Raw genomic sequence first — 14,160 nt, forward strand, 5'->3', positions numbered from 1 at the left:
TCGTGATTATAGCGATAGCGCGAGCGGGTCCATCCGCGCTCGCCTCAATGAAGGAGAAATAGCAATGCCATCGTTTGACGTCGTCAGCGAAGCAAACATGATCGAAGTGAAGAACGCCATCGAGCAATCGAACAAGGAAATCTCGACGCGCTTCGACTTCAAGGGTTCGGATTCACGCGTCGAGCAAAAGGAGCGCGAACTCACGCTCTACGCCGACGACGATTTCAAGCTCGGCCAGGTGAAGGACGTCCTGCTGAACAAGCTGGCCAAGCGCGGCGTCGACGTGCGTTTTCTCGACTACGGCAAGCAGGAGAAGATCGGCGGCGACAAGCTCAAGCAGGTCGTCACGGTCAAGAAAGGCGTATCGGGCGATCTGGCAAAGAAGATCGTCAAGATCGTGAAGGACAGCAAGATCAAGGTGCAGGCGAGCATTCAGGGCGACGCGGTGCGCGTGCAAGGCACGAAACGCGACGACCTGCAGGGCGCCATCGCGCTGCTCAAGAAGGAAGTCACGGACACGCCGCTCGACTTCAACAACTTCCGCGACTGAGCTTTTCCTGTTTCGACAAAGCCGTTCCGTCTGGCACCGGAACGGCTTTTTTCGTTTATTCGACCGCTTTCTTCTTCTCGCCGATGCGGCTTTCCTTGCCCGCGAGCAGCTTCGAGATATTGGCGCGATGCCGCCAGATGAGCAGCAGACTCATCGCGAGAACGGCGAGCGAGATGCGGCCCGGCCCGAACAGGAAAACCTGAAAGAACGGCGCGAACACGGCCGCGACGAGCGCCGCGAGCGACGAATAGCGGAAGAAGAACGCGATGATGAGCCACGTAAGCAGCGTCGCGATGCCAAGCGCGGGATGGATCGCGAGCAGCACGCCCGCCGCCGTCGCGACGCCCTTGCCGCCCTGGAACCTGAAGAAGACCGGGAACAAATGTCCGAGGAACACGGCGATGGCCGCGAGCGCCGTCGCGGTGCTAATGCCCGTCTGATCCCATCCGAAGCTCGCACCGAAATGGGCGACGATCCACACGGGCAGCCAGCCCTTGAACGCGTCGCCGATGAGCGTGAGGATCGCGGCCTTCTTGTTGCCGGTGCGCAGCACGTTGGTCGCGCCGGGATTGCCCGAGCCGTACGAGCGGGGATCAGCCAGGCCCATCGCGTGACTGACGACGACGGCGAATGAAATCGAGCCGATCAGATAGGACACGACGGCGACGATCAGAAAAATCATGGTGTCTTGTAGGTTGTGGCGAGAGCGGAAGGCATTCTAATCGACGCTCGCGCACTGCACGGGCGTAGCAATGAGCAGTTCGGTTAGCACCGACGGTTTCAGGCTCACGAGATAGCCGCGCCGCCCGCCGTTCAGGAAGATCAGGTCGAGATCGAGAATGCTCGATTCGACGTACACCGGCATGGCTTTCTTCGTTCCGAATGGCGACGTTCCGCCGACGAGAAAGCCCGAGTGCCGGTTCGCGACGTCCGGCTTGCACGGCTCGATGCGCTTCGCGCCCGTCTGCCGCGCGAGGTTCTTGGTGGACACGGTGCGGTCGCCATGCATCAGCACGATGAGCGGCTTCGCGTGCTCGTCTTCCATCACCAGCGTCTTGACGACGCTATGCTCGTCCACGCCGAGCTGCCGCGCGGATTCCTCCGTGCCGCCGTGCTCGACATATTCATAAGGATGCTCGCCGAAATCGACCTTATGCCGACGCAGAAATTGCGTCGCGGGCGTTTCGGACACGTGTTTGGTTTTCGACATGGACGCATTGTAGCGGCGCGTTCTCCGGCCCACCATCGGCCATTCGGACGAGTGTGCGAGCCCGCGTCGGCGTGGCACGATCGTTCGCGAATGAGCGAATGGGCGACTGACCCAACGCTAGCCGCGCGGATGGTGCTCGCGGTGCAGCTTGTGCAGACGCTCGCGCGCGACGTGCGTGTAGATCTGCGTCGTCGAGATGTCGGAGTGGCCGAGCAGCAACTGCACGACGCGCAGGTCCGCGCCGTGATTGAGCAGATGCGTCGCGAACGCGTGACGCAGCGTATGCGGCGAAAGCGGCGCATGCACGCCGCCGTTGAACGCATGGCGCTTGATGATGTTCCAGAACTGCTGGCGCGTCATGCCGTCGCCGCGTGAAGTGACGAAGAGCGCATCGGCGGCGCGCGCGCCGAGCAGCGCCGGGCGTGCTTCGCGCAAGTAGCGGTCGAGCCAGTCATGCGCCGTCTCGCCGAACGGAATCAGGCGCTCTTTCGAGCCCTTGCCCATCACGCGCACGACGCCTTCGTTGAGCCCAAGCTCGACGGTCTTCAGCGTGACGAGCTCGGTAACGCGCAGGCCGCTCGCATACATCAGTTCGAGCATCGTGCGGTCGCGCAGCCCGAGCGGCGTGTCGATGTCCGGCGCGCCGAGCAGCGCTTCGACTTGCACCTCGTTGAGCGTCGATGGAAAGCGCGGCGGTTGTTTGGCCGAGCGCAGCTTGAGCGTCGGATCGGCTGTGACGCGATGCTCGCGCAACGCCCACGCGTAGTAGCGTCGGAAGACGGACAAACGGCGGTTCGCGGAGGTCGCCTTGTCGCCGCTTCTCAACGCTGCGTAGGCCGTGAGATCGACTTCCGTCGCCGTGTCGAGCGATGCGCCGCGCGTTTTGCCGAGCCATTCGGCGAAGAGCTTGAGATCGCGCCGATACGCTTCGAGCGAGTTCTTGGCAAGTCCGTGTTCGAGCCAGAGCGCGTCGCAAAAGAGATCGATCGCGTCATTGCTCGCGACAAATCCAGGCGTCTGTATGTCTTCAGTCGTTGCACTCGTCATGCGATCGATACACCTTCGTGCGCCAGCAGCCAGCGCTTCACGTTGCGATAAAACCCTTCGCCGGGATGATGCGCGAAACCGCCGATCCCGCCCGACGCCACTACCCGGTGGCACGGTATCACGATCGGCAGCGGATTGGAGCCGCACGCCTGCCCGACCGCGCGCGGCACGCTGCCGATCTCGCGCGCGAGCTGGCCGTATGTCCACACATGCCCCGCGCCGATGCCGGAAATACCGCGCCACACGCGCTGCTGAAACGCCGTGCCGCGTATCGCAAGCGGCAGGTCGAAACTCATCGACGGTTGCTCGAAATACGCGCGGATCTGTGCAGCGGCTTCTATCGCGAGCGGCTTTTCAGGCGCGATGCTGTCGACATCCGCGGGCAGGTAGACGATCTCGCGCACGCACGCTTCATCGGCGCGAATGCCGACCTTGCCGAACGGCGCATCGATGACGGCATCGAAAGCATTCATTTCCCACTCCCTTGCGCGAGCGCCCAATGCACGTGCTCGCGAACCAGCGCGGACGGATCGTCCGCGCGCGCTTCCAATGCTTCGGCGATGGCCTTGCGTTCGACCGTATCGAGCGTGGAAGAACGCAACGCATTGCCCATCGCGACCGCGATATTGCGCAGCCAGCGCTCGTGCCCGATGCGCCGGATCGCGCTGCCCTGCATGCGCGTGTCGAAGTCGCCGGCGCTCCATGCGAACAGCTCGACGAGCGTCGCGCGATCGAGCCCGTGCCGCACATCGAAATCAGCGACGGGCGCGGCCTGCGCGAACTTGTTCCACGGACACACGAGCTGGCAGTCGTCGCAGCCGTACACGCGATTGCCGATCAGCGGCCGCATCTCTTCGGGGATGCTGCCATGCAGTTCGATCGTCAGATACGAAATGCAGCGCCGCGCGTCGACGCGATAAGGCCCGACGATCGCGCCCGTCGGACACGCGCCGATGCAGCGCGCGCACTGCCCGCAATGCGCGCCGTCCTCTTCGGGATGCGGATCGGCGGGCAGCGGCACATCGACAAAAATCTCGCCGAGAAAGAACAGCGAACCGGCATCGCGATCGAGCAGCAACGTGTGCTTGCCGCGCCATCCGTTGGCCGCCTTCTGCGCGAGCGCGACTTCCAGCACCGGCGCGGAATCCGTGAACGCGCGATGACCGAACGGCCCGATCTCGGCTTCGATGCGTTCGGCCAGTTGCTGCAGACGATTGCGCATGACCTTGTGATAATCGCGGCCGCGTGCATAGATGGACACGACCGCTTCGGATGGCTTCGACAAACGCGACCATTCGATCGCGCGCCAGTCGTTCTTCTGACCATCGGCTGTCGCGACACTTTCATCGCCTGTTTTCGCGAGCGTTTGCTCGGGCAGATAGGCCATGCGAGCCGTGATGACACGTCGCGTGCCGGCCACAAGCTCTGCCGGTCTTGCGCGTTTCATCCCATGTTTCGCCATATAATCCATTTCGCCGTGATAGCCTGCTTCCAGCCAATCATTCAGGCCTTTCTCGGCATCCGACAGGTCGATATCGCTGATGCCGACCGCACCGAATCCCAGCTCGCGCCCCCACACCTTGATGCGTTGCGCGAGCGCCGCCAGCGCGTTTTCATCGAGATCGAATACGCGAGACTCTGAGGCGGACTCAGCGGCGGCGTCGCTGGACGCGGTCGTGATTTCAACGGAATGTTCCGGCAATCGGTTCATCACGACATTTTACGAGCAATGCCCGAAAGCCCATCACGAACGACGCAAGACTTATCCGCAGCGCTCCTCGAACGACGTTTCGACCTGCGCGACGAAGCCGCGACGCTCGCTTTCGGTGACCGCTTCGCACGCGCCATCGACGCCACGCGCAAGCACGCATCCATCGCTTCATCTGAACGTTTTCACGGTCTGCAAGTCCAGTTGATCGGGGATCTGGGCGCGGGCAAGACCACGCTCGTGCGCGCCACGCTGCGCGCGCTCGGTCACGTTGGCCGCGTGAAGAGCCCGACTTACACGCTCGTCGAGCCGTATTCGCTGGTCATCGAAAGCGGTCCGCTCGACGTTTATCACTTCGATCTCTATCGCTTCGCCGATCCGGCCGAATGGGCCGATGCCGGCTTTCGCGAATATTTCGATGCGGGCGCGGTATGCCTCGTCGAGTGGCCGCAGCAGGCGGGCGGCCTGCTCGGCGTGCCGGACCTCGTGTTTGCGCTTTCTCTGCCAGACGAAGGAATATCGAACGAAGAAGGCCGCGTGCTGACCGCGCGGGCGTTTAGCGAAACAGGAAAGTCATGTCTCGAAAGATGTTGATCAAGCCGTTTGCGTCGATCGAAGCGAGTGCGAGCGCGCCGCATAACTGGCGCCGCCGCCAGGTGTTGCGCGCGGGCGCATCGACGCTCGTGCTCGCGCTCGCCGGACCGAAGCTCGCGCATGCGAGCAGCGTGGTCGGCGTGCGCGTGTGGCCGGCGCGCGATTACACCCGCGTGACGATCGAATCGGACCAGCCGCTGCAGAACGCCAACCAGTTGCTGCAGGGACCGGACCGGCTCGTCGTCGATCTTTCCGGCATCGATCTCGATCAGGCGCTGCGCGATCTCGTCTCGAAGATCGCGCCGAACGATCCGCAGATTCAGTCGGTGCGCATCGGGCAATATCAGCCGCATGTCGTGCGCATGGTGTTCGACCTGAAAGGCTCGGTGAAGCCGCAGGTGTTCACGCTCGGGCCGATCGGCAGCTATAAATATCGGCTCGTGTTCGACCTGTATCCGGCCGTCGCGCCCGATCCGCTGATGGAACTGCTCGCGCAGACCGAGCGCAAGCAGGAAGCGCTCGACCGCGCGAATCCCGCATTTTCAAACTCGCCATCGACGCCGCCGCCCGCGACGCTCTCGGGTCCGACGACCGCGCAGAAGCCATCCACGCCCGATTCCACCGACGATTTCTTCCAGAAGTACGCGCAAAGCGATGCGCCGGCCGACGCCGCGCCCGCGCCGAAACCCTCGGTGAAACCGCAGCGCGTGCCGACGCCGCCGCCCGTTATCGCGAAGAAGGACGACGACGACCAATACACTTTCTCCACGCCCAAGCAGTCGGGCACGACGCGCCTGCTGACGGTGGCGATCGATCCGGGTCACGGCGGCGAGGACCCCGGCGCGATCGGCGGACAGGGCACGTACGAGAAGCACATCGCGCTCGACATCGCGAAGAAGCTGCGCGCGAAGATCGACGCCCAGCCGAACATGCGCGCGATGATGACCCGCGACGCCGACTTCTTCGTGCCGCTCAACGTGCGCGTGCAGAAGGCGCAGCGCGTCTCGGCGGATCTGTTCGTGTCGATTCACGCAGATGCCTTCACCTCGCCCGATGCGCGTGGCTCGTCGGTGTTCGCGCTCTCGGAGCACGGCGCGTCGAGCGCGGCCGCGCGCTGGATGGCGGCGAAAGAGAACGCGTCGGATCAGGTCGGCGGCATCAACGTGAAGTCGCAGGATGCGAGCGTGAACCGCGCGCTCTTCGATATGTCGACGACCGCGCAAATCCGCGATTCGATGCGCTACGGCAGCTTCGTGCTGAACGAGATCGGCGGCATCAACAAGCTGCACAAGGGCTCGGTCGAACAGGCGGGTTTCGCCGTGCTGAAGGCGCCGGACATTCCGTCGATCCTCGTGGAGACCGCGTTCATCAGCAATCCGGACGAGGAAGCGCGCCTGAACGACGAAGCCTATCGCGACAAGATGGCGAACGCGATCATGAAGGGCATCAAGCGCTACTTCGCCGCGAATCCACCGCTCGCGAAGAGCCGCATGACGTAAGGCGCGGAAACGGCTCGATCAGCGCGTCGTCGGCAGGATACGCTGAGCGAGCCGCGCGCCGAAGACGTTCACCACGAGCCCCGCCATCACGAGCGCGGCGCCCGCGACCTGCGCGGCGCTCAAGCCTTCGTCGAGAAACACCGCCGCCGACGCCAGCCCGACCACCGGGACGAGCAGCGAAAACGGCGCGACGCTGCCCGCCGGATAGCGCGCGAGCAACTTTCCCCACAGGCTGTAGCCGACGATCGTCGCGACGAACGCGAGATAGAGAATCGCGAGCACGGACACGAGCGGGATGTGCGCGAGACTCGCTTCGATGCGCGCCGGGCCTTCGAAGATCAGCGACAGCGCGAGAAACGGCAGCGGCGGAATGAGGCTGCCCCACACGACGAGCGAAAGCAGATCGACCTTGCCCATGCGCTTCGTCACGACATTGCCGAGCGCCCACATCGACGCCGCCGCGAGCGTGAAGAGAAAGCCGGTGACCGTCATCGCCTGCCCGCCACGAATGCCGATGAGTGCGAGCCCCGCCGCCGCGATCAGCAGTCCGGCGACATTCACCGCGCGGATGCGCTCGCCGAGGAACATCGCCGCGAACATGAGCGTGAAGAACGCCTGCGCCTGCAGCACGAGCGACGCGAGCCCTGCCGGCATGCCGACATACATGCCGTAGAACAGCAGCGCGAACTGGCCGAGGGAAATCGTGAGGCTGTAGGCGAACAGCCAGCGCAGCGGAATCTGCGGGCGCTTGACGAAGATCACCGGCACGGCGGCAAGCGCGAAGCGCAGCGCGCCGAGCAGCATCGGCGGCACGCCATGCAATCCCAGTTTGATGACGACGAAATTCACGCCCCACGCGAGAATCACGACTGTTGCGATCAGCAAATCCTTTGGCGACATCGCCGTTCCCCTCGTTGCTTGCGCGTCGTTGACGAGCCGGAAAGTGTAACGGAGGGCGGCGCGGCAGGCTTTGCCGGATGCTGTGCTGATGCTCGCAAACGCAAAAAGGCGCTCGCGCCGATCGAGCGGCACGAGCGCCTCGCGGCGCGAAAAGCGCTTACTTGCTCTGACCGGCCTCCGCGGCCGCGTTGTTGCCCGTGGTCGCATCGGGCGTCTTCTTGCCCGCCGACGGATGCGCGGTGTGCTTGCGCGGCTTCTTGTGCTTCATCGTGCTCGAGCCGGACGCGTCGCCCTGCATCGTGGCGGACGTGTCGCCGCCCATCCCCGCCGACGAATTGCCCGACGAGGTCTGCGCGAACGCCCCCGTCGCTGCGGTAGCGGTGAAAAGGCCCGCGGTAATGGCCATCAACAGCTTGTTCTTGCTCATGTTTTCCATCTCCCATCAAGGTTGTACAGGTTGCGCGACGCTGCACGCATGCTGAAAAGCGCGGCGACGTAAAAGACGAAGGCTTCGTTGGCACGTCTGCGCCGCACGGCATCGGCCGGTAGAATCGACGGAATCCGGTGCGCCATTCCGGCGTCCGATCTTTCCCTCGGAACCCGCCATGCCCTCGACGATCCGCGCACTCCTCAAGCCTCACCAACACGACGTCGGCGGCCTCATGGTGCGGCGGGTGCTGCCCGCGCTCGCGGCGCGCACCGTCGGACCCTTCATCTTTTTCGACCACATCGGTCCCGCAACGCTCGTGCCCGGCAAGGGACTCGACGTGCGTCCGCATCCGCATATCGGGCTTGCAACGGTCACCTATCTGTTCGACGGCGCGATCATGCATCGCGACAGCGTCGGCTCGGTGCAGAAGATCGTGCCCGGCGACGTCAACTGGATGACCGCGGGCCGCGGCATCGTCCATTCCGAACGCACGCCCGATGAAGAGCGCGCGTCCGGCCAGACGATGCACGGCATCCAGACGTGGGTCGCCATGCCGGTCGCGAGTGAGGAGATCGAGCCGGCGTTCGAGCATCACGCGGCGGCCGCGCTGCCGCAGCTCGAGCGCGATGGCGTCACGCTGCGCGTGATCGCGGGCACGGCGTTCGGCGCGAAAGCCCCGACGCGCACGTTCTCGCCGACGCTCTACGTTGCCGCGCAGTTCAAGGCCGGCAGCAAGATCGCGCTCGATACGGAGCACGAAGAACGCGGTGTCTATCTCGTGAGCGGCGATCTCTCCATCGACGGCGAGCCTTTGCCCGAACAGCAGATGGCCGTGCTCGAACCGGGCGCGGACGTGACGCTGCAAAGCGCGAACGGAGCCGTTGCGATGCTGCTCGGCGGTGCGCCGCTCGACGGCCCGCGCTTCATCGAATGGAACTTCGTGTCGAGTTCGCGCGAGAAGATCGACGCCGCGAAGATTGCATGGAGCGAGCAGCGCATGGGGCACGTGCCCGGCGAAACCGAATTCATCCCGCTGCCGCCGCAGCGCCGCGAGAATCGCGCGCCCGAGGCCTGAGGCGCGCCCCGCGCTTGAGAGTTGGGCGGATCGTCCCTATCTCGTAGAAACAGACCGCCAGAATTAGGAGAAAACGCATGGATACGACCCTCGCCACCTTTGAGAACGACGTCATCAACGCGTCGATGCTCGCGCCCGTTCTGGTCGATTTCTGGGCGCCCTGGTGCGGCCCCTGCAAGACGCTCGGCCCGATGCTGGAACGGCTCGAAGCCGAGGCCGCGGGCAAGTGGAAGCTCGTGAAGGTGAACGTCGATGAAAATCAGGAACTCGCCGCGCATTTCCAGGTGCGCAGCATTCCGCACGTCGTCGCGTTCGCAGAAGGCCAGCCGGTCGATCAGTTCATCGGCGTGTTGCCGGAAGGCCAGTTGCGCGAATTTCTCGACCGGCTCGTGCCCGACGGCGCCGATGCCGAGCGCCGCATCGCGCAAGCCGCGTGGGCCGCGGGCAAGCGCAAGGAAGCCATCGATACGATCAAGGCCGCGATCGCGCTCGATCCCGGCTGGGACGATGCGCGTCTCGACCTGATCGAATGGCTGATCGCGGAGCGCCGAATCGACGAAGCGAAGGAAGAGAACAAGCTGCTGTCGCCGAAAACGACGCAGGGCATCGATGCGCGCTATAACGCGCTGAAGACCGAGCTCGACGCCGCCGATGCAGCCGCCGATCTTCCGCCCGCCGACGCGCTGATCGACGCGGTCAACGCGAATCCCGACGATCTGGACGCGCGCTTCGCGCTCGCCAACCGCCTGATTGCGGGACGCGATTACGACGGCGCGCTGGAGCATCTGTTCGCGATCGTCACCCGCGACCGCGCCTTCATGGACGATGTCGGCCGCAAGACGATGCTTTCGGTGTTCGACCTCGCCGCGAGTCAGCCGGATCTGGTATCGAAGTGGCGGCGCAGGCTGAGCGCGGCGATGAACTGATCCGTGCTTTCAGATCGATACGGCCAGCCTTCCAAAGCTGGCCGTTTTGTTTTCAGGCGGCGCTCTCAGGCCGCACTTTTAGCCAGCGCCCTCAATACATGCGCGGCCGCTGCGAAACCGAAGCTCGCCGTCACGCACACGCTCGATCCGAACCCCGCGCAATTGAGTCCGACCGGCCCGGTGTAACCCACTCCGGTTTCGAGATGTTCGGCGCCTTCGCTGATATCGCATGCGGCCGCTTCGGGATAGATCAGCGGCTCGTCCGAATACACCGCGCTCACCTTGAAGCGCGCCTTCGGCCCGCGCGGAAAGCCGTGCAGCTTGCGCAACTGGCCGCGCACTTTCGACAGCAACGGATCCTGGATCGTGAGCGCGAGATCGTCGATGCGGATGCGCGTCGGATCAAGCTGCCCGCCCGCGCCGCCGACGGTGATGAGCGCCTGCTTGCGCGCGACGCACCACGCGATCAGCGCGGTTTTTGTCCGCACGCTGTCGATCGCATCGACGACGTAATCGAAGCCGTTGCCGAGCGTCGCGTCGAAGTTGCCGGGCTCGACGAAGTCTTCGATCTGCCGCACATCGCAGGCCGGATCGATCAGCCTGATGCGCTCGGCCATCGCCGTGACTTTCGCCTTGCCGTAGTTGCCGTCGAGCGCGTGAATCTGCCGGTTGGTGTTGCTCTCCGCGACGTTGTCGAGATCGATCAGCGTCAGCGTGCCGACCGCGCTGCGCGCGAGTGCCTCGGCGACCCACGAGCCCACGCCGCCGATGCCGATCACCGCGACATGCGCCCTCTCGAAGGCGGCGAGCGCGGGTGCGCCATACAGACGCGCGATGCCGCCGAAGCGGCGCTCGCGGTCGGCGTCATCGGAAGGCGGTACCGCAGTGCTGGATGAAACGTTCATGTCGTGCGTCGATAAAACCGGAGTTGTTGAAAGCAAACCAAAAGCCATGAAATACCGCGCGCCTTGTGCTGCGTCAATCAACGCTTACAGCGGGCTGTCGGGTATGGAAACTTACGTGCCCGATCATGCAAAATTCGACCGAATTGCGTATTCTGCCTTATCGAAACCCTGAACGTGATAGCCGCAAACGCCGTGCTCCGCGGCGCGCACCGCGTTCAAGGGTAATCAGGGCAAGATCGTTTCTCCTTGGCTATACTGACCGCGACTGTAGCGCTTGCATAAAAATGACGACTCTCGCAGATCTTCGTAAAAACTATTCGCGCGGCGCGCTCGATGCCGCCGATGTGAATCCGGACCCGGTGCAACAGTTTCATACATGGTTCGCGCAGGCGCTCGATGCCAAGCTGCCCGAACCCAACGCCATGACCCTGGCGACCGTCGATGAAGAAGGGCGTCCGTCCGCGCGCATCGTGCTCATCAAGGGTGTCGACGAGCGCGGATTCGTTTTCTTCACGAATTACGAAAGCCGCAAGGGCCGCGAACTCGCCGCCAATTCCGCTGCGAGCCTGCTGTTCCACTGGATCGAACTCGAGCGCCAGGTGCGCATCGAGGGCCGCGTCGAAAAGACGAGCGATGCAGAGAGCGACGCGTATTACGCATCGCGGCCGCTCGGCTCGCGTATCGGCGCGTGGGCATCGGACCAGAGTCAGCCGCTCGAAAGCCGCGAGGCGCTGGAAGCGCGCGAGCGCGAGATGGTCGCCAAATATGGTGACGCGCCGCCGCGCCCGCCGCATTGGGGCGGTTATCGCGTCGTGCCGGATTGCATCGAATTCTGGCAGGGACGGCCGTCGAGGCTGCACGACCGCATCGTCTATACGCGTGACGGCGCGGGCGGTGCCTGGCAAATCATAAGACTCGCGCCGTAATGTAAAACGAGCGCGAGCGCTGGCAACAACCGAGATCGCAACGGCAACGAACATGAAGGCGCGGGCCTTCCCTTGATTTTCTTTAGCGCGGAGAAACAAGCATGTTCTGGGAGAAAAAGCTGACGCAGTGGGTTCAGGAAGTCCGCGACCGGGCCAACGTGCCCGCGCGGCTCGTGCTGTGGGACGGCCAGCAGCACGATTTCGGACAGTTCGCGGCGCCGCAGGTGACGCTGCACGTCAAGAGCGCGACCGCGCTGCCCTATCTGCTCGAACCGAGTCTCGACAACCTCGGCGAAGCCTACGTGAAGGGCAAGATCGATATCGAGGGCAAGCTCTCCGACATCATCAACGTCAGCTATTCGCTTGCGAAGAGCACGGTGACGAGCGCGAGCAAGCTCGCCCGCGTGCGACGCTACTTCACTCACTCGAAGTCGTCGGACAAAAAAGCCATTCAGTACCACTACGATGTGTCGAACGAGTTCTATCAGCTCTGGCTCGACAAGAACATGGTGTATTCGTGCGCGTACTTCGAGAACGGCGACGAAGACATCGACACCGCGCAACTCAAGAAGATCGACCACATTCTCACGAAGATCCAGGTTCAGCCGGGGCACAGGCTGCTGGATATCGGCTGCGGCTGGGGCGCGCTCGTCATCCGCGCGGCGCAGAAGTTCGGCGCGCAGTGCGTGGGCGTCACGCTCTCCGAAAACCAGTTCAGGCTCGCGACCGAGCGCGTGAAGGCCGCCGGCCTCGAAGACAGGGTCGAGATTCGCCTGCAGGACTATCGCGACATTCCGGGGCAGTTCGACCGCATCACGAGCGTCGGCATGTTCGAGCATGTCGGGCGCAAGAATCTGCCGGACTACTTCGCGAAGATGCGCGATCTGCTCGTCGATGACGGCGTCGCGTTGAATCACGGCATCACGTCTTCCGACGCCGATAGCGGCGAAACCTCGCTCGGCGGCGGCGAGTTCATCGACCGATACGTGTTCCCCGATGGCGAGCTGCCGCACATCGGTCTCGCGCTCGAAAGCATGCAGCGCGGCGGTCTGGAGGCGATCGACATCGAAAGCCTGCGGCGGCATTACGCGCATACGCTCGGAATCTGGGCCGAGCGGTTCGAGCAACACGCGGAAGAAGCGAAGAAGCTCGTCGACGACGAGCATTTCCGCATCTGGCGCGTGTATCTGGCGGGCTGCGCGTATGCGTTCGAAAACGACGATGTATCGATCTATCAGGTGGTCTGCCGCAAGGCGGGCCGCAGTGCGACGACATTGCCGTGGTCGCGGCGGTATCTCTACGAGAAGGCGCTCTGAATCCATCGCCCGACTCTTCCGAGGCCGAACAGAGCGATCTGTTCGGCGCACCCCCCGCTCCTACCGAAGCTGCGAAGCCGGTGAAGCCGGCAAAGCAACCCAAGCCGCGCGGCGTCCTGCCCGCGCCTTCGCAGCCCGAACTCGAAACGCTCGCGACGCGCCTGCCCGGCACGGTCCGTCTCGGCACATCGACGTGGTCGTTTCCCGGCTGGCGCGGCATCGTCTACGGCGACGAGTATTCGAACGCAAAACTTTCGCGCGACGGCCTCACCGCTTATGGCGCGCATCCGCTTCTGAAAAGCGTGTCGATCGACCGCTCGTTCTACGCGCCGTTGTCACTCGCGGAGTACGCGCGTTACGCGTCGCAGGTGCCGGAGCATTTTCGCTTCATCGTGAAGGCGCCCGCTTCCGTCACCGATGCCTTCGTGCGCGGAGAGCGCGGCTCGCCGGACGCCGAGAACCCGGCGTTTCTGAACGCGCAAATCGCCATCGACGAGTTCGTGACGCCTTGCGTCGGCGGTCTCAGCGCGAAAGCGGGCGCCCTCGTGTTCCAGTTCTCCCCGCTGCCCGATGCGATGATCGTCGATCCGGCGCACTTTATCGACCGACTGTCCGCGTTCCTGAACGCGCTGCCGCTGCTCGAAGGCGAGTCGTGCTACGCGGTAGAGATTCGCGACGCCGTGATGCTCACGCCGCGCTTCATCCGCGCATTGCGCGATGCGAATGTGCGCTATTGCATCGGCGTGCACGCGCGCATGCCGGACGTGCGGCGTCAGGCGAAAGCGCTCGCGCTGCTCGATGAAGAAAAGATGGGACCGCTCGTCGTACGCTGGAGTCTGCACAGCGGCTTTCGCTATGAACAGGCGAAGGCGAAGTACGAGCCGTTCGACAAGATCGTCGATGAAGACATCGATACCCGCGAAGCGCTCGCCGAACTGGCCGCGCGCTATGCGATCGCGGGCCAGCCGGTCGTGCTCGCTGCAAACAACAAGGCGGAAGGCTCCGCGCCGCTCACGTGCATCGCGCTCGCGCGCGGCATCGCTGAACACTGCGAGCGCGCGCGAGGAAACTAAA

The 14,160-nt window shown here is 64.0% G+C and carries 16 protein-coding genes; 8 read left to right on the forward strand and 8 right to left on the reverse strand.

Going from position 1 to position 14,160, the window contains the following annotated elements:
* Positions 1 to 64 precede the first annotated feature (64 nt).
* Positions 65 to 550: a YajQ family cyclic di-GMP-binding protein gene (locus tag AWB74_RS18835; RefSeq protein ID WP_061122587.1), complete on the forward strand. Its 486-nt coding sequence runs from the start codon at positions 65 to 67 to the stop codon at positions 548 to 550.
* Positions 551 to 605: 55 nt separating this feature from the next.
* Here the strand turns inward: AWB74_RS18835 and plsY are convergent, their stop codons facing one another.
* From plsY to queG, 5 genes are all read right to left on the reverse strand, one after another.
* The gene (gene plsY, locus AWB74_RS18840; RefSeq protein ID WP_061148255.1) at positions 606 to 1,232 is read right to left on the reverse strand and encodes a glycerol-3-phosphate 1-O-acyltransferase PlsY; all 627 of its coding nucleotides are present in this window, start codon (positions 1,230 to 1,232) and stop codon (positions 606 to 608) included.
* A gap of 36 nt (positions 1,233 to 1,268) precedes the next feature.
* A complete protein-coding gene (locus AWB74_RS18845) occupies positions 1,269 to 1,760 on the reverse strand; it encodes an aminoacyl-tRNA deacylase (protein WP_061148256.1) in 492 nt (163 codons plus the stop codon).
* Positions 1,761 to 1,877: 117 nt separating this feature from the next.
* The gene (xerD, locus tag AWB74_RS18850; RefSeq protein ID WP_061148257.1) at positions 1,878 to 2,807 is read right to left on the reverse strand and encodes a site-specific tyrosine recombinase XerD; all 930 of its coding nucleotides are present in this window, start codon (positions 2,805 to 2,807) and stop codon (positions 1,878 to 1,880) included.
* Positions 2,804 to 3,280, reverse strand: a complete 477-nt coding sequence (locus AWB74_RS18855; RefSeq protein WP_061148258.1) for a methylated-DNA--[protein]-cysteine S-methyltransferase — start codon at positions 3,278 to 3,280, stop codon at positions 2,804 to 2,806. Before AWB74_RS18855 ends, xerD begins: the two co-directional genes overlap by 4 nt.
* Positions 3,277 to 4,518 (reverse strand): tRNA epoxyqueuosine(34) reductase QueG, encoded by a 1,242-nt coding sequence (gene queG / locus AWB74_RS18860; RefSeq protein ID WP_061148259.1) that lies wholly within the window; start codon positions 4,516 to 4,518, stop codon positions 3,277 to 3,279. Before queG ends, AWB74_RS18855 begins: the two co-directional genes overlap by 4 nt.
* Before the next feature lie 18 nt (positions 4,519 to 4,536).
* Between queG and tsaE the strand changes: the two genes are divergently transcribed.
* A complete protein-coding gene (gene tsaE, locus AWB74_RS18865) occupies positions 4,537 to 5,109 on the forward strand; it encodes a tRNA (adenosine(37)-N6)-threonylcarbamoyltransferase complex ATPase subunit type 1 TsaE (RefSeq protein WP_061148260.1) in 573 nt (190 codons plus the stop codon).
* Positions 5,091 to 6,608, forward strand: coding sequence for an N-acetylmuramoyl-L-alanine amidase (locus AWB74_RS18870; RefSeq protein ID WP_061148261.1), 1,518 nt, complete (start codon positions 5,091 to 5,093; stop codon positions 6,606 to 6,608). The genes tsaE and AWB74_RS18870 overlap by 19 nt, the downstream gene beginning before the upstream one ends.
* Positions 6,609 to 6,626: 18 nt before the next feature.
* Here the strand turns inward: AWB74_RS18870 and AWB74_RS18875 are convergent, their stop codons facing one another.
* Both AWB74_RS18875 and AWB74_RS18880 read right to left on the reverse strand, forming a co-directional pair.
* Complete coding sequence (locus tag AWB74_RS18875) at positions 6,627 to 7,508, reverse strand: EamA family transporter (RefSeq protein ID WP_061148312.1); 882 nt, start codon at positions 7,506 to 7,508, stop codon at positions 6,627 to 6,629.
* A 157-nt stretch (positions 7,509 to 7,665) separates the two neighbouring features.
* A complete protein-coding gene (locus AWB74_RS18880) occupies positions 7,666 to 7,935 on the reverse strand; it encodes a hypothetical protein (protein WP_061148313.1) in 270 nt (89 codons plus the stop codon).
* 178 nt (positions 7,936 to 8,113) lie between these two features.
* On the opposite strand from AWB74_RS18880, the gene AWB74_RS18885 reads away from it, so the two are divergent.
* Both AWB74_RS18885 and trxA read left to right on the forward strand, forming a co-directional pair.
* Positions 8,114 to 9,013 carry a pirin family protein gene (locus tag AWB74_RS18885; protein WP_061148262.1) on the forward strand — a complete coding sequence of 300 codons (900 nt, stop codon included), beginning with the start codon at positions 8,114 to 8,116 and terminating at the stop codon, positions 9,011 to 9,013.
* 77 nt (positions 9,014 to 9,090) lie between these two features.
* A complete protein-coding gene (gene trxA / locus AWB74_RS18890; protein WP_061148263.1) occupies positions 9,091 to 9,939 on the forward strand; it encodes a thioredoxin in 849 nt (282 codons plus the stop codon).
* 65 nt (positions 9,940 to 10,004) lie between these two features.
* Here trxA and AWB74_RS18895 read toward each other — a convergent pair whose 3' ends face one another.
* Positions 10,005 to 10,844 (reverse strand): tRNA threonylcarbamoyladenosine dehydratase, encoded by an 840-nt coding sequence (locus AWB74_RS18895; RefSeq protein WP_061148264.1) that lies wholly within the window; start codon positions 10,842 to 10,844, stop codon positions 10,005 to 10,007.
* 284 nt (positions 10,845 to 11,128) lie between these two features.
* Here AWB74_RS18895 and pdxH point away from each other — a divergent pair, with 284 nt between their 5' ends.
* The 3 genes from pdxH (at position 11,129) to AWB74_RS18910 (ending at position 14,159) form a co-directional block, all read left to right on the forward strand.
* Positions 11,129 to 11,770, forward strand: a complete 642-nt coding sequence (pdxH, locus tag AWB74_RS18900; RefSeq protein ID WP_061148265.1) for a pyridoxamine 5'-phosphate oxidase — start codon at positions 11,129 to 11,131, stop codon at positions 11,768 to 11,770.
* Between the two features lie 101 nt (positions 11,771 to 11,871).
* Positions 11,872 to 13,086, forward strand: a complete 1,215-nt coding sequence (locus AWB74_RS18905; RefSeq protein WP_061148266.1) for an SAM-dependent methyltransferase — start codon at positions 11,872 to 11,874, stop codon at positions 13,084 to 13,086.
* The gene (locus AWB74_RS18910; protein ID WP_061148314.1) at positions 13,083 to 14,159 is read left to right on the forward strand and encodes a DUF72 domain-containing protein; all 1,077 of its coding nucleotides are present in this window, start codon (positions 13,083 to 13,085) and stop codon (positions 14,157 to 14,159) included. The genes AWB74_RS18905 and AWB74_RS18910 overlap by 4 nt, the downstream gene beginning before the upstream one ends.
* Position 14,160 lies beyond the last annotated feature (1 nt).

The organism is Caballeronia arvi (assembly GCF_001544695.2).
Classification (GTDB): domain Bacteria; phylum Pseudomonadota; class Gammaproteobacteria; order Burkholderiales; family Burkholderiaceae; genus Caballeronia; species Caballeronia arvi.

What these genes read in the sequence shown, in the direction of transcription:
- AWB74_RS18835 (WP_061122587.1), top strand. Translation starts at nt 65, where the DNA reads ATGCCATCGTTTGACGTCGTCAGCGAAGCAAACATGATCGAAGTGAAG.
- plsY (WP_061148255.1), bottom strand. Translation starts at nt 1,232, where the DNA reads ATGATTTTTCTGATCGTCGCCGTCGTGTCCTATCTGATCGGCTCGATT.
- AWB74_RS18845 (WP_061148256.1), bottom strand. Translation starts at nt 1,760, where the DNA reads ATGTCGAAAACCAAACACGTGTCCGAAACGCCCGCGACGCAATTTCTG.
- xerD (WP_061148257.1), bottom strand. Translation starts at nt 2,807, where the DNA reads ATGACGAGTGCAACGACTGAAGACATACAGACGCCTGGATTTGTCGCG.
- AWB74_RS18855 (WP_061148258.1), bottom strand. Translation starts at nt 3,280, where the DNA reads ATGAATGCTTTCGATGCCGTCATCGATGCGCCGTTCGGCAAGGTCGGC.
- queG (WP_061148259.1), bottom strand. Translation starts at nt 4,518, where the DNA reads ATGAACCGATTGCCGGAACATTCCGTTGAAATCACGACCGCGTCCAGC.
- tsaE (WP_061148260.1), top strand. Translation starts at nt 4,537, where the DNA reads ATGCCCGAAAGCCCATCACGAACGACGCAAGACTTATCCGCAGCGCTC.
- AWB74_RS18870 (WP_061148261.1), top strand. Translation starts at nt 5,091, where the DNA reads ATGTCTCGAAAGATGTTGATCAAGCCGTTTGCGTCGATCGAAGCGAGT.
- AWB74_RS18875 (WP_061148312.1), bottom strand. Translation starts at nt 7,508, where the DNA reads ATGTCGCCAAAGGATTTGCTGATCGCAACAGTCGTGATTCTCGCGTGG.
- AWB74_RS18880 (WP_061148313.1), bottom strand. Translation starts at nt 7,935, where the DNA reads ATGAGCAAGAACAAGCTGTTGATGGCCATTACCGCGGGCCTTTTCACC.
- AWB74_RS18885 (WP_061148262.1), top strand. Translation starts at nt 8,114, where the DNA reads ATGCCCTCGACGATCCGCGCACTCCTCAAGCCTCACCAACACGACGTC.
- trxA (WP_061148263.1), top strand. Translation starts at nt 9,091, where the DNA reads ATGGATACGACCCTCGCCACCTTTGAGAACGACGTCATCAACGCGTCG.
- AWB74_RS18895 (WP_061148264.1), bottom strand. Translation starts at nt 10,844, where the DNA reads ATGAACGTTTCATCCAGCACTGCGGTACCGCCTTCCGATGACGCCGAC.
- pdxH (WP_061148265.1), top strand. Translation starts at nt 11,129, where the DNA reads ATGACGACTCTCGCAGATCTTCGTAAAAACTATTCGCGCGGCGCGCTC.
- AWB74_RS18905 (WP_061148266.1), top strand. Translation starts at nt 11,872, where the DNA reads ATGTTCTGGGAGAAAAAGCTGACGCAGTGGGTTCAGGAAGTCCGCGAC.